The 25,182-nt window shown below is 34.1% G+C and carries 25 protein-coding genes; 12 read left to right on the forward strand and 13 right to left on the reverse strand.

Translation table 11 applies throughout. The features are described from left to right. Positions 1–12: 12 nt before the first annotated feature. The 4 genes from FEE95_RS03055 to FEE95_RS03070 form a co-directional block, all read right to left on the reverse strand. A complete protein-coding gene (locus FEE95_RS03055) occupies positions 13–684 on the reverse strand; it encodes a bifunctional 4-hydroxy-2-oxoglutarate aldolase/2-dehydro-3-deoxy-phosphogluconate aldolase (protein WP_212748414.1) in 672 nt (223 codons plus the stop codon). A 189-nt stretch (positions 685–873) separates the two neighbouring features. After that, positions 874–1,677 carry an alpha/beta hydrolase gene (locus FEE95_RS03060; protein WP_138656357.1) on the reverse strand — a complete coding sequence of 268 codons (804 nt, stop codon included), beginning with the start codon at positions 1,675–1,677 and terminating at the stop codon, positions 874–876. Beyond that, positions 1,677–2,795, reverse strand: coding sequence for an alcohol dehydrogenase catalytic domain-containing protein (locus FEE95_RS03065; protein ID WP_138656358.1), 1,119 nt, complete (start codon positions 2,793–2,795; stop codon positions 1,677–1,679). Before FEE95_RS03065 ends, FEE95_RS03060 begins: the two co-directional genes overlap by 1 nt. A gap of 50 nt (positions 2,796–2,845) precedes the next feature. Then, positions 2,846–4,537 carry a sulfatase family protein gene (locus FEE95_RS03070; RefSeq protein ID WP_138656359.1) on the reverse strand — a complete coding sequence of 564 codons (1,692 nt, stop codon included), beginning with the start codon at positions 4,535–4,537 and terminating at the stop codon, positions 2,846–2,848. Between the two features lie 416 nt (positions 4,538–4,953). On the opposite strand from FEE95_RS03070, the gene FEE95_RS03075 reads away from it, so the two are divergent. From FEE95_RS03075 to FEE95_RS03105, 8 genes are all read left to right on the forward strand, one after another. Next, positions 4,954–6,012, forward strand: coding sequence for a site-specific integrase (locus FEE95_RS03075; RefSeq protein ID WP_138656360.1), 1,059 nt, complete (start codon positions 4,954–4,956; stop codon positions 6,010–6,012). Between the two features lie 258 nt (positions 6,013–6,270). After that, a complete protein-coding gene (locus FEE95_RS03080; RefSeq protein ID WP_138656361.1) occupies positions 6,271–7,824 on the forward strand; it encodes a M12 family metallopeptidase in 1,554 nt (517 codons plus the stop codon). 475 nt (positions 7,825–8,299) lie between these two features. Beyond that, the gene (locus FEE95_RS03085) at positions 8,300–9,103 is read left to right on the forward strand and encodes an SOS response-associated peptidase (protein ID WP_138656362.1); all 804 of its coding nucleotides are present in this window, start codon (positions 8,300–8,302) and stop codon (positions 9,101–9,103) included. Positions 9,104–9,254: 151 nt separating this feature from the next. Then, positions 9,255–9,407 (forward strand): hypothetical protein, encoded by a 153-nt coding sequence (locus FEE95_RS22090; protein ID WP_171036968.1) that lies wholly within the window; start codon positions 9,255–9,257, stop codon positions 9,405–9,407. Beyond that, positions 9,404–9,673, forward strand: coding sequence for a hypothetical protein (locus tag FEE95_RS03090; protein ID WP_138656363.1), 270 nt, complete (start codon positions 9,404–9,406; stop codon positions 9,671–9,673). The genes FEE95_RS22090 and FEE95_RS03090 overlap by 4 nt, the downstream gene beginning before the upstream one ends. Positions 9,674–9,746: 73 nt before the next feature. Continuing rightward, positions 9,747–10,250 carry a type II RES/Xre toxin-antitoxin system antitoxin gene (gene parS, locus FEE95_RS03095; RefSeq protein ID WP_238474490.1) on the forward strand — a complete coding sequence of 168 codons (504 nt, stop codon included), beginning with the start codon at positions 9,747–9,749 and terminating at the stop codon, positions 10,248–10,250. Positions 10,251–10,417: 167 nt separating this feature from the next. After that, positions 10,418–10,747, forward strand: coding sequence for a hypothetical protein (locus tag FEE95_RS03100; RefSeq protein ID WP_138656364.1), 330 nt, complete (start codon positions 10,418–10,420; stop codon positions 10,745–10,747). Positions 10,748–10,749: 2 nt separating this feature from the next. After that, positions 10,750–11,361 carry a hypothetical protein gene (locus FEE95_RS03105; protein ID WP_138656365.1) on the forward strand — a complete coding sequence of 204 codons (612 nt, stop codon included), beginning with the start codon at positions 10,750–10,752 and terminating at the stop codon, positions 11,359–11,361. 50 nt (positions 11,362–11,411) lie between these two features. Here the strand turns inward: FEE95_RS03105 and FEE95_RS03110 are convergent, their stop codons facing one another. The 9 genes from FEE95_RS03110 to FEE95_RS03150 all read right to left on the reverse strand — a co-directional run bounded on the left by FEE95_RS03110 (position 11,412) and on the right by FEE95_RS03150 (position 18,829). Beyond that, positions 11,412–11,858 carry a JAB domain-containing protein gene (locus FEE95_RS03110; RefSeq protein WP_138656366.1) on the reverse strand — a complete coding sequence of 149 codons (447 nt, stop codon included), beginning with the start codon at positions 11,856–11,858 and terminating at the stop codon, positions 11,412–11,414. Positions 11,859–12,015: 157 nt separating this feature from the next. Then, a complete protein-coding gene (locus FEE95_RS03115; RefSeq protein WP_138656367.1) occupies positions 12,016–13,719 on the reverse strand; it encodes a type IV secretory system conjugative DNA transfer family protein in 1,704 nt (567 codons plus the stop codon). A 9-nt stretch (positions 13,720–13,728) separates the two neighbouring features. Next, the gene (locus FEE95_RS03120) at positions 13,729–14,640 is read right to left on the reverse strand and encodes a DUF5712 family protein (protein ID WP_138656368.1); all 912 of its coding nucleotides are present in this window, start codon (positions 14,638–14,640) and stop codon (positions 13,729–13,731) included. Then, positions 14,627–15,103, reverse strand: a complete 477-nt coding sequence (locus FEE95_RS03125; RefSeq protein WP_138656369.1) for a BfmA/BtgA family mobilization protein — start codon at positions 15,101–15,103, stop codon at positions 14,627–14,629. Before FEE95_RS03125 ends, FEE95_RS03120 begins: the two co-directional genes overlap by 14 nt. A gap of 178 nt (positions 15,104–15,281) precedes the next feature. Beyond that, on the reverse strand, positions 15,282–16,034 hold the full coding sequence (locus FEE95_RS03130; RefSeq protein WP_138656370.1) for a P-loop NTPase family protein: 753 nt from the start codon (positions 16,032–16,034) through the stop codon (positions 15,282–15,284). After that, the gene (locus tag FEE95_RS03135; RefSeq protein WP_138656371.1) at positions 16,031–16,471 is read right to left on the reverse strand and encodes a helix-turn-helix domain-containing protein; all 441 of its coding nucleotides are present in this window, start codon (positions 16,469–16,471) and stop codon (positions 16,031–16,033) included. The genes FEE95_RS03130 and FEE95_RS03135 overlap by 4 nt, the downstream gene beginning before the upstream one ends. A 5-nt stretch (positions 16,472–16,476) precedes the next feature. Next, positions 16,477–16,761: a helix-turn-helix transcriptional regulator gene (locus FEE95_RS03140; RefSeq protein ID WP_138656372.1), complete on the reverse strand. Its 285-nt coding sequence runs from the start codon at positions 16,759–16,761 to the stop codon at positions 16,477–16,479. 559 nt (positions 16,762–17,320) lie between these two features. Next, on the reverse strand, positions 17,321–18,379 hold the full coding sequence (locus FEE95_RS03145; protein ID WP_138656373.1) for a hypothetical protein: 1,059 nt from the start codon (positions 18,377–18,379) through the stop codon (positions 17,321–17,323). A 63-nt stretch (positions 18,380–18,442) separates the two neighbouring features. After that, the gene (locus tag FEE95_RS03150; protein WP_138656374.1) at positions 18,443–18,829 is read right to left on the reverse strand and encodes a GNAT family N-acetyltransferase; all 387 of its coding nucleotides are present in this window, start codon (positions 18,827–18,829) and stop codon (positions 18,443–18,445) included. Positions 18,830–19,028: 199 nt separating this feature from the next. Between FEE95_RS03150 and FEE95_RS03155 the strand changes: the two genes are divergently transcribed. From FEE95_RS03155 to FEE95_RS03170, 4 genes are read left to right on the forward strand one after another with little or no spacing between them, the layout of a single operon-like run. Continuing rightward, positions 19,029–20,618, forward strand: coding sequence for a site-specific DNA-methyltransferase (locus tag FEE95_RS03155; RefSeq protein WP_138656375.1), 1,590 nt, complete (start codon positions 19,029–19,031; stop codon positions 20,616–20,618). 14 nt (positions 20,619–20,632) lie between these two features. Beyond that, a complete protein-coding gene (locus tag FEE95_RS03160; RefSeq protein ID WP_138656376.1) occupies positions 20,633–23,308 on the forward strand; it encodes a DEAD/DEAH box helicase in 2,676 nt (891 codons plus the stop codon). After that, positions 23,309–24,454: a Shedu anti-phage system protein SduA domain-containing protein gene (locus tag FEE95_RS03165; protein WP_138656377.1), complete on the forward strand. Its 1,146-nt coding sequence runs from the start codon at positions 23,309–23,311 to the stop codon at positions 24,452–24,454. It abuts the gene before it with no gap. Between the two features lie 3 nt (positions 24,455–24,457). Continuing rightward, the gene (locus FEE95_RS03170) at positions 24,458–25,180 is read left to right on the forward strand and encodes an LEM-3-like GIY-YIG domain-containing protein (RefSeq protein WP_138656378.1); all 723 of its coding nucleotides are present in this window, start codon (positions 24,458–24,460) and stop codon (positions 25,178–25,180) included. Positions 25,181–25,182: the final 2 nt, after the last annotated feature.

The raw sequence follows: 25,182 nt of genomic DNA on the forward strand, positions 1-25,182 counted from the left end.
CAAGGTATTTGATTATGACCGAATTTCGGTAATTAGGTTTCTTATCTCTTTCGCGTTGTTGGTAATCGTTTCCCAATCCTCGGATTGAATCAAGTTTCTTTTGGCAATCCATGTGCCTCCGATTGCGGTAATCAAATCGGATTTAACATAGCTTGGAGCATTCTCTATATTGCACCCGCCCAAGGGAATGAATTTCAATCCTAGGTAATTGTATGGTGCGGACATGCTCTCCAAATGTTTCATACCCCCTGAGGTCGCGGCCGGGAAAAACTTAAGGATGCGGCAGCCTTCTTGAATGGCTATCTCAATATCCGAGGGCGTCATAATACCCGGAGCAAATGAAAGGCCTTGTTTATGGGCCTCCGCAATTATTTTCGGATTACAGCCCGGGGAAACGGCAAAGTCCGCACCAACATCAACAACCGCTTTTACTTGGTCAACGGTCAAAACGGTTCCGAATCCTAAGGTTATTTCTGGCACTTCTTTTTTGATTGCCTTCGCAGCTTCTAAAGCTGCAGGCGTGCGGAGCGTCAGTTCAATGGTGTCTACACCGCCTTCGAGAAGTGCGTTTGCCAATGGAACAGCATGCTTGACCTCATCAACAATAAGGACCGCAATGATTCCGGCATCATCTATCTTTTGAATTAATTCTAGGGACATTGCCCTTTGCGCTAATGGTTGCATTTTATAAGTCTTTTACAAGGTGTAAATTCAATTTTCGAAGATAAAATGGCTACAAAAAAACAAGTAGCACTTTGGGCTAAAAATTAGGTTCGAATGGTTTTATTATATCCTCCTGTCGTCGAAATAAGTTTTGTTCAAATCATTCAAGTTAAAAAGAGAAAAAGAGTACTGCAAGTAGTAATTGTCACATCAACTTCTTAAAGAATTGAAATAAAGCAGCGTCTTCTTTATGTGCTTTTGCCAATATGACCATTCATGTCCCCCCGAAAATTCCTCATATGTATGTTCAATATAGGATGTATTTAACCGAGAATGCAATTCACGATTGTAAGAAATCAATTCATCGTCAGAACCACAATCAAAACGGATTTTAGGAAGATTGTCACCATACTTTTCTATGACGCCCAAAACAGAATTCTCCCGTTCATCTTCCTGTACATAATTCTCTTTGAATTCTTCAACGAATAATGGCATCTGCTCAATTTCGGTAATAGCAGAGTGTGCACTGATCGCCTTGAATTTTTCTGAGTATTTAATACCTAATCGAAGTGCTCCAAAACCACCCATTGATAAACCAGAAATAAACAAGTTTGATTTTTCACTTACATGAGGAATATTCTCAATTACGGCTTGTGGAACGTCGTCAACAATCCATTTCTCAAAATTTTTTTGATTGTGTTGAACATACCCAGAACCATCTCCCCACAAACCGTCAGAAGGCATAGCAATGACCATGGGCTCAATTTTACCTTGTTGAATCATCGCTAAAGCGGTAAAATGCACCCCAGCTTTTTGAGTCCATGCCCAAGCACTACCATAGACTCCGTGAAGCAAAATCATTAGTGGAAGATTTTTTGCGTTTTCAACCGGAGGTACAAAAACACATATATCACCACGACCTTTTAAATTATTGCTTTTAACAGTAATAAACCTAAGGTTTTCACTTTCAAACTGAGGGTCTGATATTTCAGTTGTTCTAAAGGCTTCTTTCATTATTCAAATACAATTACTCCTTTGGCATTTTTACCTGATAACATATCTTCAAAGGCTAGGTTTAATTCATCTAAAGAATAGGTTCGGGTTATCATTTCTTCAAGCTTTAACTCTCCTGATTGAAAATGTTTTACAATTTTAGGAAAATCGTTTTCAGGATTGCATCCCCCGTATAAAGGATTGATATAAATCTTATCCCATTCGAAGAGATTCATATCAATTGTGATTTCTTGCTCTATACCACTAACTTGGCAAGCTGTTCCTGCGTTTCGAATCATTGCAAGCGGAGCAGCCCCTAATTCTGGCACAGCCGTGCATTCAAAGGCGTAATCGGCGCCGCGACCATCAGTCATTTTTTTTACTTCTTCAGCGGCTTTCAACAAACCTTTATCTTTTTTATCCGCCAAAATCGTGTGGTTGGCGCCAAAATTTTCAGCCATTTTCAAACGACCTGGATTGATGTCTACAGCAATAATCTTAGAGGCTTTACTAACTTTTGCTCCCTGAATCACACTTAGTCCAACACCACCCGTACCTAAAACCACAACAGAACTATGAGCCTCTACCTTAGCAGAATTAACCACCGAACCATAACCAGTCATTACACCGCAACTGATAATACTTGCTGCAGCAAAAGACATCTTAGTAGAGGGGTTTTTTACCACCGCAGAAGCTTTGACCAAGGTGTACTCAGATAAAGTGCCAATATTAAAGGACCGTTCGATAGGTTCCCCATTATAGGTTGTACCTTTCAGATGTGCATGTCCTTCAGTAAACCCATTGCTTCCCGCAACCACAGGAGAGTTGTTTTCGCAAATATGTTCATTCCCCCGAACACATTGAAAGCATTTTCTACAAGGAGTTGCCCAGTTCAAAATCACTGCATCTCCAACAGCAACATTCTTTACATCACTTCCAATAACTTCAACAATTCCTGAACCTTCGTGACCCAAAATTATTGGTTTTCCCCAAGTAAGTGAGTCATGGTCTGTATGACAAAGGCCGGCCGCTTTTAACCGAATCAACACTTCATCAGATTTTGGATTCGAAACCATTACGGTATCAATGACAAATGTTCCATCTCCTTTCGATATAGCGCTTTTTGAATGTGTGGCCATTAAATTATTTTCAGTTGTTAAGTAATCACTATTTTGAGATTGGCAAGTCTTTAATCATTCCAATGTTCATCGATTACTTGTTGAATGTGTGGATATTTAGCATCCGTTTCATTTAGATCTTCACGCATTTGGGTCAATTGCTTTTTTAAATCCGCTATTACTTCTTTATACTCAGGGTTGGAATACTCATTATTCATCTCCTTAGGATCTTTGGTCAAATCATAAAACTCCCAAGCTGGAGGAGTGTGATGGGTAAAATCATTTCCCCAACTCTTTTTGTTCCACTCGGCATTCGGATCATCGGTATCAACCCAATATTTTCCATAGTAAAAAATCAATTTGTATTCTTTAGTACGGATTCCAAAATGCGCGGGATTTTGATGCCGGTGTGCCAAATGCATCCAATATCTGTAGTAGGTGGCTTTTTGCCAATCTGCGGGTTCGATTCCTGTTTCGAGAATCGATTTAAAACTTTTGCCCTGCATATATTCAGGAGCTGTACCTCCAGCCAATTCAATCATGGTGGGTGCAAAATCAGTATTGTTGATAATGGCATCCGTGCGGCTACCTGCGTTTATTTTTTCGGGATAGCGAACAAAAAATGGCATGCGCATAGACTCATCGTACATCCAACGTTTATCAATATAATCATGCTCGCCAAGCATAAAACCTTGATCTCCTGTATAAACTATAATGGTATTTTCAAGTAATCCTTCGGCTTCCAGATAATCTAACAAACGCTTGATGTTATCATCGACACCTTTTACACAGCGTAAATATTTTTTCAGGTAATCTTGGTAAACTTTACTGGTATATTCTTTTTCTGCTGCGTCCATTTCCCATTTCACATATTCTTCTGATTTTATGTCCCGAGCATTTCTATATTGTTTGTAAATGGTACTGTCGTTCCAATAGATATTCATCGCCTGATTTCGAATAACGTTTCTGTGCGAGACCGAAGACCCGATGATTCTCGTCAAAGAATCATTTTTTCCTCGAATTGCTTCCGAACCGTGATTTTTAATTTCGTACAAACTTTCTGGTTCAGGAATAAAGGTATCTACCAAATAATTCTCATAACGTGGCGCATATTCAAAATCATCGTGAGGTGCCTTGAAATGATGCATTAAGAAAAAGGGTTTGCTAGGGTCTCTCTTATTCTTCAGATAATCCAAAGTTGCATCCGTAATTATATCTGAAGAGTGCCCTTTCGTTTTTATAACATTTTCAGGCCAAGGCTTTTCTCCTTGAATTCGAAAATCAGGATCGAAGTATTTACCCTGAACGGGCAGAACCTGATAGTAATCAAAAGCTGCAGGCTCATGATGCAAATGCCATTTACCTACAATGGCAGTCTGATACCCCAATTTGCTCATTTCCTTTGGGAGAAATTGGTTTTCTGGTGCAATTGCCCCTTCCAAATCAACAACTCCATTCGTTTGTGCACGTTGACCAGTAATGATCGCTGCCCTACTTGGGACACAGATAGCATTGTTCACGAAGGCATTGTCGAAAATCATCCCTTCATTGGCCAACTTATCTAGATTGGGTGTTGGGTTTAAGCTCGCTAAACGGCTTCCATAGACTCCAAAACCTTGGGTGGTGTGATCATCTGACATGATGTAGATGATGTTGGGTTTTTGTGTTATTTGTTTCGTCTGTTTTTCACCACAGGAAAGAAACTGAACAAAAGAAAAAATAGCTAGTAACCTAAAGTGAATTGTCAGTTGTATGTTTTTCATATTCAAAGATTTCTTGAACTTTTCCTTATTGAGAATCCTATCAAGAAAAGCTTCCTAAATATAAAGAAAGTATCATTCGGATATAGCCATCTACCCTAGACAAAAGCACAACAATGTTTTAAAAACTATAACATATGGGTAACTTCTTTGAAGAATGCGTGTCGAAGGGAATTCAAACCATATGATTGAAAAGGTCTAGTCGGTTTGTATCTCAGTGTTTTGCTAATACTAAAAAGCCGACTGCATAAGTCGGCTTTCTATTTAAGTACTCGAGGTGGGAATCGAACCTAGTCAAAAAAAGGCAATCAAAAGAATATAACTTATTGATTTTTAATTTTTTAACATTCATATATTCACCTCTATTTTTCTTTAATTTCTCTTGTTTTACGTATTTTTGTTACTATACTGTTACTAATATGTCTGTAAAATTAAGAACAAAAACCTTAGCAAAAGGAATAAAAAGATACTACCTAGATATTTATCACAATAAAGAACGTTCTTATGAATTTCTTGATATAAAAATTACGCCTAGAGATATTAAAAGTAAAGAAAAAAAGAGATTAGCTGAAAATATAAGAGCAAACAAGGAGTTAGAACTTATTAGCCTCGGGACGTCATACCAACCTGAACATCTTAAGGACCTAAATTTCAATGTATTTGCTGACAATTTTATTTCAAATTATAAATTTAAGGATGTTAGAATAGTTGCGAACGCAATTACCAAATTCAATGAGGCGACCGAAAATAGAAAACTAAAACTGTCGCAAATTACCCCATCAGTCATGGAAGCCTATAAAACATATCTTATTCATGATGCTGGATTATCTGGAGAAACTGCTCATAATTACTTCACTAGATTCAAAAAGGTGCTTCGTAGTGCTAAAATTAAAGGATATATCAAATCAATGCCTACTGATGAAATTCGATTTAGTAATCCTAACAAAGAAGATTCTCTTAAAAAGGAAGTTTTGACAGCGGAAGAATTGCAGCTTCTAGCGAATGCTCATTGTGGCAACAATGATGTAAAAAGAGCTTTCTTATTCTGCTGTTATACCTCTCTTGGAATGGCTGAAATTAGGAGCCTACGATGGAAACATATTAAAAGCAATAGGCTTGAGACCAACAGGGCTAAAACAGGACAATTGATTAACAATAGATTGAATTCAGTAGCGGTTTCCTTACTTGGAGAAAGGAAAGGTAAAGAAGATTACATTTTCAACTTACAATTTATTAGTGATAATGCAGTGAACAAAAACTTAAGGTATTGGGTTAAAAGAGCTAATATCGATAAACATCTTACTTTCTATTGCGCCAGACATACCTTTGCTTGTCTGTTACTTATGAATGGCGCTAACTTAAAAACCGTTGCAGATGCAATGGGTCATAGTTCTACAAAAAGTACTTTGAAGTACTTAAATCATGTCCAAAAATTACAGGATAGTGCAATTGATAATCTACCTAATATAGTTCTTTAACCTACTATAATTAAATGTAATTGCATAATTATGAATGACGATTTGAGAAAAGGTTATACAAGACGCTCCGCCCTAAGAGTCTAAGCAAAAGTTGGTTTTAAACTCCAAATATATCGAAGTCATAAAAAAAATTGAAACGTATGGTTTCTTGAAACCTACAATTTAAGTTAAGCACAGTTTCTCTTCAATTTGTATTGAAATTCTTTGACTTTCAGGTAACTACATTTTTTCTTAATTTTATTTATATTTCAAATTGTGATGAAAAAACTTACTTTACTTTTTATTCTATTCTGCTTCTTTAATAATCTTTTTGGTCAAGTTCAAAGTTGTCAAGATAAATTTATCGCTCAGGAGTTTGATAAAAATAGAGAGAACGGCGTATTTGATTATAATGATAAATGGATAAATGGTTCAACAATTAAAGTGAAGTTTCTCGGGGGTAGTGATTTTGTGAAATCTAAGATAGTTAAGTATTCAAGATATTGGGAAAAATATGCAAATATTACTTTTAAATTTATAGACTTTGGTTCGGCTGATATTTTAATTTCATTTTTAGATGACGGTTCTTGGAGTTATGTCGGCAAAGCTTCTAAAAAAATAGCAAGTGAGAATAGGGCTTCAATGAATTTTGGGTGGTTTACTGATACTACCAAGGAGATAGTTTTTAAAAGGACCATACTGCATGAATTCGGACATGCATTGGGTTTACATCATGAACATACAAATCCTAAAAACAATATCAAATGGAACAAACCAGTAGTTTATAATTATTACTCAAATAAGGGCTGGACACCCGAAAAGGTGAGAAGTAATCTTTTCCCTAAATATGGCGAGACCCTTTCAAATAGTAAATACGATAAATATTCCATTATGCATTATCACATTCCCAAAGAACATACCTTAGATGGTTATTCTGTAGGATGGAATTCAGAACTATCCAATGGAGACAGAAATATTATCTCTGAAATGTACCCTAAACCAACTACTAAAAAAGTTACCTCTACTGAAATCTCAAACACTAAACCGGCTACGGGACAAATCTTAGATGTTCAAATGGAACATGGTGTTTATCGACTAGATAAAAACAATACTAATACCCTTGGTACGGAATTATCAATAAGTTTTAACATTAACAATGCAAAATCAAAAAAGTCTAGTATAGTTGCTTATTTCTATCATGCAAATGGTCGAAAACTAATTAATAATGAAGCAATAAATTATAGAACAGATATTGGTCAAGTAGGTGCTTTAAAAGAGTTTTCACCTACGTATGAAGAATCTACTTATGATGGTTTAAAAATATTTATTCCTTATTGGACTTTTGATCTTGGAAATGGAGAATTTCCCCTAAAGTTCATGTTTAACTTACGCTCAGAAGATAAAACATTAGTAACTAGTGGTTATTACCAAATAACATACCTGAAGGGAAAAATAGTAAATGAGCTAAAATCAAATGCTATAATGACAGGTGTAAATATTGGAGTCTTGCCCATTTTTGTTATAAAAAATGCAGAGGAGGAGGAATGCACCACATGTTTACTTTTTGTTAATTCTAAATACCAACCTATTTTAACTCAAGAAAATCAACACTTCAAAATTTGCCAAAACTTCACCCCAAAAAACTTTACCGAAATTTATGGAGTTCACCCTGATGACAATAAGATTAGTTTAAGTCTCGATATTAATGATATACCAATGAATAAAAGCGAGTTGAATAGTGGCAAAATATATTATGCCGTAGCTTTATATAGCGAGGGCACAGAAATAATTAGAGAGGCCACTTGGACTCCTATTGAATTTCAATTTGAATAAAGCAATGTTAGATATTAACTCATTAACGACATCAATTACTTATTGTGGCTAGTATACTAAATGTTTAATTTTCGAGCTATTAAACCCTGATTAAGTAGCGGATTCAAAAAGGAAAAGAGTTACTCCTTTTTCTGGAAACGTCGCCACTCACCTCTGGAGAAATAATACATATAACCGTTATGCTCAAAATTTTGATATCTAGTCACTAATCTCTTAAGTATGTTTTCTAATTTTTCTGGAGATTTAATGTATCTTTTTACATGTCCATGCTGACATAATAATGGTTTTCCTTTATTTACCAAAAGGTAGCTGTTTCCACTATTCGATACTTTAAAATTTCCATCGAAGTAAACCGCTTGTCTTATCCAAAGAGAGATTATTTCATCGTGTATATTATAAATTTCGGACATAATCCAAATTTATGGATTTATTCCATTTTATTTAATTTTAATTATATTTATATAAATTGTGAATCATGTGCTACTCGACATCAAATAAAGAAAAATCAATAGCCCAAATGGAGCGAGAGCTAGAGGCGCAAAAAAAAGCTAGTTTAAATTATAAGCCCCATTATTGGATGACAGGCTTCGCACATGAAACCATCTATGCAGTAACCCAAGAAAACCCTAGTATTATTGACGAAATGACTTGGGGCATTGTTGAACCCTGGACCAATGATGTGAGTGAAAGGTGGAAAAAGCTAGCGGGTAAATCCTTAAATACTCAAGCGGAATATGTGTTTGAAAACAATCGAAGTGAGGAAGCCATTTTAAAGCGTAGATGCATTATTCCCGTTACGGGTTATTTTGAACCCTATAAAATAAAGTCTGCTTCGTATCCGCATCTAGTGCAACCCGTACATGAAACGTATTTAGGGTTGTTGGGAGTCTACAATACTATCAATGGAATTAATTACACTAGTATCTTGACTGCCCCCGCCAACTCGTTCATGGAAATGGTTCATAATGGAAAGAAACGTCAACCGATTATGCTAGACCCTAACTATTGGAAAGAATGGGTGTCCAATGACTTGAACGATGGACAAATACGTCACTTGATGTTTCAATGTGATACAGAACAGGAATTAGAAGCGTTCACAGTCCTCAGAACTGCAACCAATGCCAGGGCTGATAACAATGTTCCTGAAATTTTAGATAAGCAATATTTCCCAGAGGTAGTCGAGCAACAAAAATATGATATTCGTCAAGCTGATGTTTATAATGAAAATTGGGATAATCTCAATAGCGGAAATCAAAACCCAACCAACCTATTTGGATAAGGTAATATAACTAAACAATGATATTGATAAGTACATAAAGAACTAAGAAAAACGCCAGTATTAACTGAAAGAATGGACATTGAAAGTAATGAATTCAAAAAAATTCAAAAGTAGAATAGTATTTACTAAAACATATTAAAATTATATGGTCATGAGTAAGAAAGAAAATGACGACCTAGAGAATTGGAAAACTTTGATCGATTCAAGAGTGCTTTCACCTCAGGAAAGGATTAAGGAAAAAGAAGCACTTCATAAAGCGAGAGAGACTAGACGAAATAATAGTTCAAATAAAAAATCACTATGACTATAGATGATTTCAACCATAAATGGAAAAGGTATCTTGGTGATGGTCATTATGGGATGGATATTAACATCCCTGAAGTTATCTTATATCTTGATAGTGAATTCGATAAAGAAGTAAAAATTAACCCAGATTTCCAATATTTTCAAATAAAACTAAAATATGAAATGTGTGTGATTTATGCCGAGAGTGATAAAACCACATTTTGGCAAAATGAAACAAATACTATGTTAGGGAATACTGAACCTAAACTTTGGGAGCCAAAGTAATGGTTTCCTGAAGATTAATATTATAAATCGAAAACTCAGATAAACACCTTCAAGCTCTTCAATATTCTCCATAATGAAAAGTAAAACTCAAATAGAGCGTAAATTGAAATTCTTAAATGAAGTTAAAAGAACAACTTCAATTAATTCTAACAATAATAAAAAGTTTGAGATAAGAACGTCAAACAATATCTATGCATGGTCAACAAGTATTGAAAAAATCGAACTTATAAGAAAAGGACTATCCTATGCTGCGATAGAATCCTTAAATGAACAAACTAAGGTACCACTAAACCATTTTTTAAACTCTTTAGAAATAACTCAAAACACCTACGCTAAAAAGAAAAGAACCAAAGCAGTATTAAGCCAGCGAAAAAGCGAGTTTGTTATGGAGTTGGTGGAACTTTTCGATTATGGACTGAGGGTATTCAATTACGAAGAGAAAAAATTTCAAAGATGGCTACAAAAACCTAATATCACTTTAAACGATTTATCTCCCCACAGCTTTTTTGATACTACCGCAGGTATTTCTGAAGTGAGAAAGGTGTTGAACAGAATTGAAAATGGGAATATGGCCTAATTTATACCAATTCAGAATTTTATAAGTTAATTATAGTATACTGTTTGAAATTGGTTCAAAATTTGCTTTGATTATAGTAAGATAAATTTTAATCGAACAGTTAATCGAATCTTTTTGTTCTTTGAATATTAATTTTCTAGATTAAGGAATAATAGATACATTTGAGTATGTCAGCAGCGGTAAAAAAATATGATTTTGGTAACCTCTTCGAAGAAGCGGGTGCAACAACTAACAAGTTGCATGTTGTCTTTAGAGATAACTTGTGGTTTTTAATTAGGGAGGACAGAACAAGGTCCGTTTTTAGACATGATGATATGGTTAAGGTATTGAACAAGGCTTACCTTTATATGCTTGAAACTCAAGATTTCGATAGACTGGCTATACATAATCGTGATGGTTCTGTAAATCAAATAATACCTTTCGAATATATTAGAAATACATTCTCTAATATTTCAGCTAGAAAGAAATTAAATAAATCTAGTTTAAAAAAGATTTAGAGATGACGTTTGAAAAAAACGTTTTTATCAATTGTCCTTTTGATTCCGAATATCGGCCTATTTTAAAGGCCGTTTTTTTTTGTCTGGTCTCTCTAGATTACAATCCTTTACTTTCTGAAACGGTTAGTTCTTCTAAGCCGAGACTTGAGGGAATTCTTGACTTGATTGAAAAATCAAAATATAGCATTCATGATTTGTCTAGAATGAAAGCCGCAAAAAAAGGCGACCTTTCAAGGTCAAATATGCCTTTTGAACTAGGTTTGGATGTCGGTTGCATAAGGTATGGGAGAAAAAAGCACAAGGAAAAATGCATGTTGATTTTTGACGAAGAGCAATACCGATACCAAAAATCAATTTCGGATATAGCGGGAAGCGACATTGAGTCTCATGGAGGACAACCTCTAGTTGCTATTAGAAAAACAAGAAACTGGATATATAGACTTGAAAAAATATCCCTAAAAAGCGGGAATGCTTTGTGGGATTTATATAATATTTTTTTGACTGATTTTGAAATAATAGCTAAATCCAGAAATCTTAGTCAGGAAGATATTGAAGAGATGCCCTGGGGTGAATTCAAACAAGCAATTCAAGATTGGTTAAAAGGCAGAAAGTAATTAAAAACCATCGGTGTTTCTACTAAAAAACTAGTCAAAATTTTTAACGCTCATATTAATCCATTATCAGCAAAACTGAAATACTCATTGTTTGGACAAATTATTAGGTGATCTAAAACCTTAATATCAAGCAAGTCCCCTGCTTTACTAATCTTTTGGGTTAACCTTATATCTGAATCACTAGGTTTTAATTTTCCACTTGGGTGATTATGTGCCAAAATGATACCCGTTGACAAGGTCTTTAATGCGATACTGAACAATATTCTTATATCTACCAATGTTCCTGTCAATCCACCAGTTGATAAGGTTGAAATTCCCTTTACTACATTGTCATTACTTAGTAAGACTATCTTAAAAGTTTCAAATAGTTCAATATTTTCATGATCCCAAGAATTGAATAATATTCTGTTGGCATCATAAGATGAACTTATCTTTAAAACATCATCTTCTTTTCTGTTTTGCTTGTAACTGATACTGATTTCGTTTGCTCTTTCCATTTTTTAAATTTTGATGGCGAGCCTGTCCAGATTTTGAATGAATTAGCCAAACTTTCTTGGTGTTTCATTCAAAATCTGGAGCTTGCAAAGCAAAATTTCCAAAATGTAAAGGGCATTCACGTATCAATCAAACAACCTGAACAGATATTATAAATACCTAATCCAAATCTAGATCGAGTAATGTTTTTCTCAATTTCTTGCGCTTTGTTACATTGGACTTTTCTTGGTTTGTAGAGGGTAGAAGGTTCCGAGTTTCTTCAACAATTTTAGTATAGTTGTAATATATCTCATCCTCTGAAACAGGTCTTAAATTAGTATCAACTGGTATAGTGCTTTCTCTAAATGGCTTGAATTGAACGCCTAAAAACTCCCTTGGTTCACCATCAGCTAATATTCCAAAAAACTGACCCGCATTTAAGTTTAGGATTTCAGAGGCTCTCACTCTTTCTCGTTCTTGAACACTTTCACTTTGACCTTGGTTCTTGCCGCTTGCCGAGTATCCTAAAAGACGGAAAGACTTGCTCTTACTTTTACTTTTGGTCCAATAGCGTCTTTCATGAGTACCGAAAATCTCCTTAATCATCTTAGCAGTCATTGGGTTCGTTGTTCTACCATAAAACTGATTTCCCAAATTAGAAACTATTACTTGGGCTTTTTGAGGTCCGTATTTATCATTGATTTGACTGATGTCTTGAGCTCCAAAAACTGTAGCTATCTTATTGCTTCGTCCGGTAGCTGGAATTTGTTCAAAATTTGGAATATAGATAGTAGGTGCTTCATCAAGTAATATCAAACTATGATGCTTATCTGGTTTGTTCATTAGCTTCGTGCACACAGAAATGATCAATGAAATAACTGGTGCATAAGTTTCAGACAAAGAACTTTCATTACCAACACACAAAAATTTGGGATTTTCTTTATCATTAAGATTTAGGTCTAAATCATTACCCGAAAGTACCCAAAAAATAGTAGCAGAATTCAATGTTGAAAGGGCGTTCTGTAAGGTCGATAAAACACCTGCCACTTGCTTTTCAGCTCCTCTATCAATAGCCTGTTTTAAACTAGCAATCATACCACCTGCAACAGGGTCTTTTACAATTTCTGAAAGTAAAGATTCGATATTTGAATGAAGTAGTAAACTAATGACATGCGGTAATGTGCAATATCTAGGATGTTGGTTTCTCATAAACCATATCAATCCTGCTAAAATGTTTTGTGCATTTCTTCCCCAAAAATCTTGTTTCAAAACGGTTTCAGGAAGCAAATTATTAATCAAAGATTTACTAAACTCCAAGGCGTATGCCGTATTGCTTAAATATTTTGGGTTTAGAGGATTAATACGATGACTTTGGGTTGCATCCTTAAAATCCACAAAATAAAATTTCACGTTTGAAGGATATCTATTGGAAGCTGAAAAGACATGTTTAGTTAATTCCGGACTCTTAAAATCATACAGGATTCCCGAATATTCTTTTTTAATCGCTTGGTCAATAATTGGTTCAAACAAGCTATTACTTTTACCACTCCCCGCCCCACCTTGAATAAAAATTCCTCTAAAAGGATTATCCAAATAGATTTTACCGCTCTTGGTTAAAAACTTGAATCCCAGCGCATTTCTATTCAACAAGCGAAGGTTAAAACGTAAACCTAACATTGGTCTTAGAACCCTAAAAAAGAAATAAATGAAAGGATAGATAATGTAGATTAAGGCTGGTAATCCAAAACAAAGCGATATCAACATCCAAAATATCGGGATATCAGTTTTTTTATGAATCAAATAGATTCCAATAAAAATTAGTATTATCGATAAGGTCAGTTGTCCGTCTGACAACTCATTCCTTGAAATTAAATTTGTTTCCATTTTTATGTTTTAACGTTCTAAGCTTTGTTCCTTTGTTTTTTGATATGATGGTTCATTTCTTATTTCTAATTCTTTTTCTTTTTTAATACTTTGAAGCGCTAGGCCCTTTTCTTCAGCTGTGCCATTTCTTAAAGTGTTCTGTATCTCAAATTTTTCAATCTCCTGTCGCTTATAATCAAACATTTTGTCAAAGCTTTTCTCATTTTCGTTTATCCAACTTTTCCTATCAAAACCGACTTGATACGTATTGCCTCCAATCCTTCGCACTTTCGATTTTTCATTTGCCATAGGGCTAATCTTCATTTTTTGCGTTTTATCTTTTCTACTTACAATAAGATGCACATGCGATTGAAGACCAGGTTTTAATTCTCCTGATTTCGCTTGACCATTTAGCACTTCTTTATCAGTTCCTTTGAAATGTCTTTGATGTTCTATTTTGGCGAAATACACTAAATCTTTTCCCCCTTTTAAACCTCTATCTTCTCTATTAAAGTTTTTAGCATAATTATCCATAGCTGACCTTGTATAGTCCTTTAAAAGCTGGTTATACTTTTCAAACTCATCTTTTTTTAATTCATCTACTGACTTCACTTTTCTGCCATCCGTGGATTGTTTCACTAAATAATTTAATTCCTTAGAACTAAAGCTTAAAGTGGGAGCAAAAAACTTTGTGTCATTCTTTCCTAATTTCGAAATATTAGCATCAATTTTTTCCTGAGCTTTTGTCTGAGAAACGGCATCCGATGTATGATTAAAAAAGTTTTGTTGTCGACTTCTAAATTCAATTTCAGCTTCGCGACTTGGAGCATTCATCGCCTTGTTTTCTAAATCAATATTCTCCTTATCCAAATAATTAATTAATGCTGATGAGCTTCCAAGATTACCTCCATTAGAACTGCTATGTGTTTTAGATATCGGCATTATTAAAAACTTCAATTAGACTATTTACTAACCCTGAGGAACCTCGTGAATCAATTGTCGATGCTATCTCAACTAAGCCTTGCTGCATTTTTCTTATTTCACTATGTACCAAACTGGTTCTATTTTGATCTGCATTATTCATTCGAGATAGTAGGTTTTGCAAATTTTCGGTCAACTCTTCTAGAGAAGTAGATTGGTTTTTACTTGCCAAAAAGACTTCATCTCTCATAGGTTTTAAAATGTCTCTTTCTTGAACTCGTAGAAAAGAGACTATGCGTTTATCTAAAACTTTAATCATTGAAGAAGGGTTTTCTTTAATACCCTCTAAAGGGTTAATTCCTGTTCGTTTGAAGTATAGAATCATTGCTTCAATAAGCCCCCCTAAAGGACTATTAAAACTATTGGCCAATACCTTTAAGTCTTTATGACTATGTTGACTGATAATGATGCTCTTTTTTGACATATTATATTATTAACAGCTGTAAATCAATTGCTTATAGTCCTTTCTATAATTATATTATAACCTGTTATAAACCTTAAACAGTAGACAAAGCCCTTCAATGAAGGGCTTTGTAGGCCCCGCAGGGCGAGTTGGAAAGGGGCTCTGCCCCTGTCCGACTCGCTCTTTTAAAAAAGACCTTTTAAAACCTCCGGCTCTTTCCTCCCAATTCAATGAAATTGAACATTTCGAAAATTCGGTCGTAGACCTGAATGCCATAAATCTTTTTAAAATCTTGAATAGAATGATTGGTTGTAACGAAGGTTTTTGTGCCTCGCTCTTTGAAATTGTTATAGCGTATTTGAAGTAATCTGGTAAACAGATTTTCCTTAACACCCCAGAGTTGAACCATCTTTTCAGTTCCTAAATCATCAAAATGAACCGTACCTCTACTATACTTATCGACTACGGTTTCGCCATGTTTATTGAACTCTGTTATCACATCATGCACAGATACATTTGAAAACCAAAACTGCATCAAATTATATTCAAGACATATTTTTCTGATGATATCGAAAACTGAACTTTTACCAGTTCCACAGGGACCATAAATCATTAACCCTTTTCGTAATTCACCTTTGGTTTCAGTTTCAAAGGCTCGATCACCGGTAAAATATTTGGCGATTAAATCCAAAAAATTTTTGTTCTCGTTATCTACGACGAAAGAGCGATTTAGCGTTTTAAAGTAGTCTTTACCAACTTTCCAGAGTAAGGTTTTAAACTGATTTGTTGAAATGTTATGCACCCTTTTGATTTCTGGTTTTGACCAAATGGCATCAAAATATTCGGTGGTTTTCTGATTGGCTTTTTTATTTTCTTCTATTCGAATTTTCTTTTCCGAATCAGTTTCTAAACCAAGATTTCTTTTGGTTCTTTTTCCCAATGAATTTTTCATTTTTTTCTCGGATTAACGTTCTTATTTTTTCTATTCGCTTTATTAATAGATGTATTACTATTATGTTTTAATCTGTTGTCATTTTTCGCATGTTGCGAATCGTGATTATGCGAAGTGCTTCTCGCCGAATTCTGACAGTGCGCAATAGCAGTTTTTAGGTATTGCGAAACTTTTATATATCTAATCGAACCAGTTTGAGTTCTAACAACCTTTCTCGTTATCATGCCCTTGTCAACTAAACATTTTATTACATTGGAAACACGACTTTCTGATATCCCAAAAAACTCAGCGAAATATTTATTGCCCGCATAGCATCCACCTTTACCATTATTTTCAAGGCTATCGATTTCCACAATGAATACCTTTTCTTGAATGGTAAGTTCTTTACTTAACCAAATGGTTTTCGGAATCCAAATACCTTTGAAAGCACGATTCATGACAATTAATGTTTCCTATTTTGAAACATGTAGTTGGTTGCATCCTCCTCAATTTGCGCAGTCGTTTTTTGCTTATTGAGCAATAGCCAATTGTCTAGCTCTTCCTTATCGAAGAAGATGACTTTCCCGTTTGGTTTACTAAAGGGTATTCTTTTTTGAGAGGTTAATTTGTAGAGGTAACTCTTTGATATGCCTGTATAATCACAGACGTCGTCGAAGTTCAATACTTTCTTTTGTGAGGCTAGTAAACGTTCTATTCTATCTAGCCTTTGAGACAATTCTATATCCATTGTTCAATAGTTTAAAATGAGTAAATGGAAAGTGCACTTTCCTTTGTTTTCGAATTCTTGAAACAAAAGAACTATAGAAAAGTAATGGCAGAGTTAACTAGGTTAAGATGTTAACCTTTTAATTTTTTAAATGAAAATTAGAGATACTTTGTACTCCTAAAATAAATTGCGATGCATAAGAAAGACTACCTAATTCTAGTCATGAATTTTTTCCTTCCTATAAGCCTAAATGTGTATACGCTTTATCTTTTACTTTTTGATAAGGAAGACACGCTATTTGACACTTCTTTAAGTATTACCTTGCTTTGCTTACAATTCTCTTTATGGTCTTTGTCATTATTAATTGACAACGATGCTTTCTCTAAAAAAGGAAAATCTTTATAATACCGGAAGTCTTGATAACTGGAGAAATCTATCAACGGCTTTGAGATACTGAAAATAACCTTACTGGATTAAAATTTACTGAAATGAAACAAGAAAAGACTTAAGGTTAGCTCGTTTTTCACGGGCTAAACGTAGTTTTTCGCAGATGAATGAGGTAAGATTTTAAAGGATATAATTACGGCTTCTTAAAAAGAGCTACTAAATCTTCTTCCCTTTTTGGACCTAAAAATTTATTTCTACTTGATGATGCACTTAGCGACGAGCTATTTATGTAACCGCTTTTATTCGTGATGTTTTTTGCTTTTTCAATATCTGATAGCTTTAATTTAGAGTCAATATGAATTTTAAATTGGTCTAAAAAATACTTGGTTTGAGGATTGTCCATTTTTAAAACACAAATGGATTCATGACTATACCAATTCTTTAAAAACACTTCAACAAAATTAGTTTCGGTGGTATGGTCGATATCTACAAAGTCTTCCCTCTTTAATTTGTGATACAAATTCTTAAGGGCTATTTCTGAACATTTCAACCCATAATTCGGCTGGCTATCGTAAACATATTTTAGATCATTCAATCCACTTTTAAGTTCATCTAGATACCAATTCAGAAAATTGAAATTGGCATTTTTTAGAAGTAATGCATGAACCCTGTTTATTTCCAGTTGAATTAATCTTGAAGATATGGCTGTTGGTTGCTCTCGTATTTGAATCAAGATTGAGGTAAGATATTCTTTAATGAATTTATTTGAACCACCATTTAACACATAATATGTATCTTTTCCTGTGAAATGTGAGTTCTTAAAAACAAAAAGAAATATACTTTTTGTAAAATCATTTTGTGTAGCCATAAATGACTTGTAGAACTCCTTATTCCCTTGTTTAAATTCTTTCAAGCTGTTGGCAATATCATTGGCTTTGTCATAAATAAAATTTATATACTCTTTACGAAGCGCATCGCAAATACTTGGTTCATGAATAGTATTTGAATTCACATAGGTATCAAATAGATTAAAGTTGAAAATGGATTCAAAATAAGGTAGTAAGTCTTCTTTGAGATATTGAATCACGTCATCATACGAGACCAATTCTTTCTCACCATTCGAGTTGTACTTTTCACGGACCTCTTGAAATAGTTCACGAAAATTAGAACCATTTATCAACTTTTCCCTTAATTCATGATAGGCATAACTATATTGCGAATTATCGGGTGTTTTAGAACTGGTAGTTTCCATTTGGTTGATTTTTGATTTAAGAATTAATCAACAACTATTCCAAACTCTTAAACATTATCTTACCTATTTACTATTTCGCAGGTTAATATTTAAATTTTCGATTGAAATTGATAAGGAACCGTTAAACAGCTCAGTAAAACCAATTTTTTGACCGAAAGCCAAAGAGTTCTCGTTGGGATTTTCAATGATGATATACTGTATATTATGGATGGGTGCAACTTGACAAATAAATTTAAGAAAGCGCGTGCCATGACCTTTTCTTTTTTCTTTAAAAAACATTCGGGCTATAACCAACTCGTCTTTGTTTGATAGACGATATCTTAAATACAAATCGAATTTAGCTCTCCTAGCATTTATTTTATTACTATAAGCTACCCTAGCTGGCGGAGTTTTATAATTGAATTGCTTTTGTAAGAATTTATTAAGTTCAAAACATAAATTTTCTACCATGAAATTATTTGAATAGGGAGTATTAAGGTTATTAAAATTCTTTGTAAATCCAAATTGTCAAAAACGATATTGTTATTTATTAATCGTTTTATTAGAGTTTGATTTAAAGGGTAGGAGAAATGTTGTTCTTTTTTATTTTAATTTTCATCAACCCCAAAAAGATTGTAGTATTTTTAGGACTAATTTGTAACTATTAGGAATGCCGACACTAAACTGGATAGGAAAAGAAAAGGTGATTAACCACCACCAAGATGTCCCTTTCCGCATATTAGAACCTCAATATACTTTTAAAAATGGTAAGGAAGAGACTCCTACTAATTCCAAAAATAAAATAATACATGGAGACAATCTAGAGGCCTTAAAAAGCCTTTTGCCAGAGCATGAAGGTAAGATTGATTGTATTTACATTGACCCTCCTTATAACACGGGTGAAGAAAATTGGATTTATAATGACAATGTAAGTAACCCAAAAATTAAAAAGTGGCTAGGACAGGTGGTAGGTAAGGAAAGTGAGGATTTAAGCAGGCACGATAAATGGTTGTGCATGATGTACCCTCGTTTAAAATTACTAAATAAACTATTAAGCAAAAAAGGGGTGATATTCGTTTCAATCGACGATAACGAACTATATTATTTAAAAATATTAATGGATGAAATTTTTGGAAAAAAGGCCTTCGTTACAAATTTTATTTGGGAAAAAAGAACAAATCGCGAGAATAGAAAAGTAATTTCATCTAGGCATGATTATATCTTATGCTATTGTAAAAACACTTTGAATTTTGGTGAATCTATACGTCAACTTCCTATGACTGAGGAGGCTCTTTCAAGATATAAGAATCCCGATGATGATAAAAATGGTCCATGGAAATCTGACCCGGCTACTGCACAGGCTGGACATGCAACTGAATCTCAATTCTATGAGTTAATTGCACCGAATGGCAAAAAACACTTACCTCCAAGCGGCAGATGCTGGTTATTTACAAAAGAGGTAATGCAGGAAAAAATTAAAGCAAATGAAATTTGGTTTGGAATTCATGGGAACAATGTTCCTAGGGTCAAAACATATCTAAATTCCAAAGAAAGAGGCTTGACCCCTGAAACGATAATATTTGCTGAAAATGCTTCTACAAATGAAGGTGCTAAAAAAGAAATAAAATACTTTTTTGAAGGCGAAGCTACTTTTGTAACTCCAAAGCCGTCCAAATTAATTCAACACTTACTATCTATAGCTACTACAAAAGATTCTTTTGTCCTTGACTCCTTTGCTGGTTCTGGCACTACGGCTCACGCAGTTCTAAGTTTAAACAAGGTAGATGGTGGTGACCGAAAATTTATAATGGTTGAGATGGAAGACTACGCAAACACCATAACCGCTGAGAGAGTCAAAAAGGCTATTAAAGGTTATGGAGTAGGGACAAAATCTGTTGAAGGCACAGGTGGTGATTTTAACTTTTATGAATTAGGGCAACCAATGTTTTTGGAAAACAAAGTGCTGAATGAATCTGTTGGTGTTGTCAAAATCAAAGAATACGTATGGTATACAGAGACTGCTACTCCATATATAGCTCAAAATGAAGCTTATCTGCTAGGCACAAAGAATCAAACGGCTTATTATTTCTACTATGAAAAATACCAATTGACCACCTTAAATGAACATTTTTTAAGAACCTTAAATACTAATGCAGAACAATACATTATCTATGCGGATTTATGTCTGTTAGATAAAACATTGATGGACAAATACCATATTGTCTTTAAAAAAATCCCTAGAGACATCACAAGATTTTAAGCAATCACATACGAATGGAATTAAAACCATACCAACATAACGTCATTAAAGAACTAGAACACTTCTTAAGTCATGTTCAGAAAGAAAAAACCCCTGCAAAGGCATTTAACCAATATTGGGAAGGTAAATTGGGCATGCCTTATACTCCACAATTGGATGGTTCTTTTGAAGGTATGAAGCCCTATAAAGACAATATACCCAACGCAATACATATCGCCATAAAAGTACCTACTGCTGGGGGGAAAACGTTCATTGCTTGTAATGCTCTGCATATCATAGACAGGCATTTTAATAAAGGAAATGCCAAAGCCGTAGTTTGGTTGGTGCCATGGTCTAACTTATTACAACAGACAGTTAAAAACCTGTCTGACCCTGACCACCCTTATAGACAAAAACTGAATAGTTTATTTGGAAACCGTATAGAAGTATATGAAAAAGAGCAATTGTTACAAGGAGCAAATTTTAACCCTACTTCGGTTACAGAACAACTTAACATTTTCGTGTTCAACTTTAGCAGCTTACGAATTAATTCTAGAAAGAAGGATGATAGAAAAGTTTTTCAAGAAAATGGAGCTTTAGAATCATTCCGGAATACAATTGTTGAAAAAGAGTTAGTATTGCCTGATACGGATGAAACCGCACTTATAAATGTCATTAGAAGCCTTAATCCTGTTGTTATTGTTGACGAAAGCCATAATGCCGAAAGTGATTTAAGTGTTGAAATGCTGAACAACCTGAATCCTTCATTAGTCTTGGATTTAACAGCTACACCAAAAGAAAACAGCAATATCATTTCTTTCGTAAATGCTTTGGCCCTTAAAAAAGAAAATATGGTTAAACTACCCGTTGTAGTTTATAATCATCATAAAAAAGAAGAAGTCATTACCAGTGCGTTGCACTTACAACGGCAATTAGAGCTTTTAGCTATTGAAGAGGAAAAATTAACAGGTAAGTATATTCGACCCATAATTTTATTTCAGGCACAGTCAAATATTAAAGGAAAGAATAACACCACCTTCCAAAAAATAAAGGAGCAATTGGTGAAACTACAAATACCCGAAGAGCAGATTAAAATCAAGACCAGTGGTATAGATGAACTTAAAGGTATTAATCTCAGCGACAAAGAGTGTAAGGTGCGTTACATCATTACCGTTAACGCATTAAAAGAAGGTTGGGACTGTCCTAATGCGTATATCCTGGCATCCTTGGCGGATAAATCATCAGCAGTTGAAGTAGAACAGATTCTCGGAAGGGTACTGCGACAACCTTATGTAGTAAAACATCAAAATGCTTTGTTGAACATGTCATTTGTTTTAACGGCATCATCAAAGTTCAATGAAACTTTGGACAATATTGTTAGAGGTTTGCAAGATTCAGGTTTTAGTAAAGATGATTACTATGCCGAAGAAAAACCCGAAGAAGAATTGACTCCAAACGAAATTCTAACCACTACACTGTTTGATGAACCAGCAAATACTGATGAATCACCAAAATCTGATGAAGATTTTGATTTAGAACAGATTAACTATGACCATAATGAAGACGTTTCTTTGGATACCATACATACCAATAATCCGCAATTATCAGAACTGACCCAAAAAGCAGAACAACAAGGAGCAGAATTTGAAAGAAAAATCAGGGAAATAGAAGTAGACTATGAAACCTCAATATTTACAGAAGTAATGAAAACATCTCCGAAACACTACAATATTATTGATGGTTTTAAGTCGATTGCAAAAGGTATTAAGCTCCCCCAGTTCTTTATACAAAAGAAGGATGATTTAAAAAGTGAACTCTTTCCAGAACTCAATGAAGAATGGTTACAGTTGCATAAAAACAGTTTGTTGGATGGCTTCAAACTGTCAAAATACAATACCGAGGTAACATTCAATGAAATATCTAAGGACATTAAGGCAGTTGATTTTGATGAAACTAAAGGCACAGCGACCGTAAGAAACTTTAACCAAAAAGCTAAAAACATCTTGGTTGATACCATTTTAGCAAATCCAAAGCCATCACAGATAAAACAAGTAAGTAGCATAATTGTTTCCAAACTTGGAGATATGACCCCAATTAAAGAACAGGAATTGACTTCTTATGTCGGGCGTGTTTTTGAAGACCTTTCGAATGAACAAATTCGAGACATTGTAGAGAACGATTTTATCTATGTTAAAAAAATCAGAGATAAAATTAATTCATTATCAAATAAGTACGCTAAAGAAAGGTTCAAGGTACTTATCGATAAAAATCAAATAACCGCTAGAAACAATTTTGAGTTTCCTGAAAAGATTTCTTTTCTAAGTCCTAGCACGAACATCAATAAGTCGCTTTATGAACTTGAGGCAAAAATGAACAATTTTGAGCAGACAATGATTATGGAGGTGGCAGCACTTGAAAACATTGTTTTCTGGCATCGAAACTTAGAACGGGGCAAAGGTTTTGCACTAAATGGATATAGCTCCAATCATTATCCTGATTTTATTTTATATACCAAAAAAGGGAATATTATCCTTCTTGAAACTAAGGGAGATGATAGAGTCAACGAAGACAGCAAGAATAAAAATATATTAGGAAAAACTTGGGAGAAATTAGCTGGTGAAAAGTTTAAATACTTTATGGTCTTTCAAACAGCTAAGGTTGAAAACGCCTATAATGCAAAGAGTGTAATTGAGGTACTTAAAGGGTTATAGATGGCTGCAAATCGGGGATTAAGGGCAAAAGCGAGTAGAGCGGAGATTCTAGATAATCACAAAATAGAGACTCTATATAATAACACTTTTGAAGGGGGTAGATTTTTTAGAGTAATTTTTCAAGATGAAAATACAACAAAAATTCAGTTAGCTCCTAAGACTTGTATGCAAGTGGTATTTAAACCTAGTCGAAATAACATTGAAAGTATAGAACTCGTAAAATTTATTGGTGAAGAGGAAAAACAAAAACTAAATTTTTCAAAATTTAATTTTCAACAGCTTAAATCATTTTTACAGTTTATTGATGAAATCGATTTGGAAACCGTATCTGAACGAAAACTGAAACTTGCGGATAATTCCCTAGATGTTCTTGACGAAAACACGAAAAAAAAAATTAGCACCCTACTTATCGGTAATGAAGGAGCAAAATTAATTCAAGAACTATTAGACAATAATATTGTTACTAGTCAAGATATTGTTAACACAGGCTATAGGAAAGCTCAACTTGAAATATTTAGAAAATTACTTTACGTTCCTAATTTTATTCAAGAGTTTAAAATAAATGAAGATAGCCTTAATTCCAAGTCAAAAGACGAAATAGCTTGGCAAGATTTCTTCAATAAAAACCAATGGATATTTGGATACTGTCTGGATTACAGATTTCAAGGAATCCTTCAAAAAGAATTTAGTGCTTCAGACACAGATGCCTCCGGGAAAGAGCAAGTAAATGCTGATTTCTTGATTGGAGATAATAATTTCACAACGTTTGTTGAATTAAAATTACCTGAAACCCCACTTTTCGGTAACTCTAAAAACAGATCAGGCTGTTGGTCTATTTCAAATGACTTGATTGATGGTATGAGTCAAATATTAGAGCAAAAAGCAAGCGGTCAAATAAAAATCGATTCAAAGGAACTATATAACGATAAGGGAGAATTGATTACCCAGAAAAGCTATGATTCTGATACCATATTAATCATTGGAAATTTTAAAGAACAAATAGAAAATTCAGATGATACTCCTAAAATTAAGCGTATTAAGAAAAAAACCTTTGAATTATTTAGGAGAGATTCAAGAAATATCACTTTTCTTACTTATGATGAATTATATAATAGGGCTGAATTCATTGTATCTCAAAACGATTAATACTTGTTTGACAACAACTCCATAGAACAATTGGGCTTTTATGTATATGCCCTAATACATCCAGAAACCAATAAACCATTCTACATTGGAAAAGGTTCTGGCAATCGTATTTTTAACCACAAATCTAATGCTCTAAAAACAGACAACCCAAATCTTAGACTAGATGCAATACGAAATATAATAGATTCAGGGTTAGAGGTTAAACATATAATTCTCAGACATGGTCTAAATGAAAAAGAAGCCTTTGAGGTGGAAGCTTCATTGATTGATTTTGGAAAATATATTGGCTTAGATACATTTAATATTGTAGAAGGCCATCATACATTTGATAGAGGATTAATGACCTCAGATGAAGTTATACGACGTTACAACGCAAAGCCTTTAGAAGTCCTAATTCACCCCGTTATTATTATTAATATTAATAAGAAATATAAAAAAGGTCAATCTATCGAAGCTATATACGAATCAACCAAACAAGCTTGGGTAGTTGGAGCCAAAGGAAGACACGAATCCAAATTTGCTCTTGCAGAATACAGAGGTATAATTATAGAAGTCTTCGAAATAAAGGAATGGTATCCAGTTCAAATAAACGGCGCTAAAATCAAATTTAGGTGGGGTTTTAATGGTATAGTTGCAAAAGCTGAAATAAGAGATGTTTATGTAAACAAGTCAATTGCACACACGAAAAAACCTGGGGCATCAAATCCAATCAAGTATATTCTATAATA

The sequence above is a fragment of the Maribacter algarum (ex Zhang et al. 2020) genome, assembly GCF_005885635.1.
GTDB lineage: Bacteria > Bacteroidota > Bacteroidia > Flavobacteriales > Flavobacteriaceae > Maribacter_C > Maribacter_C algarum.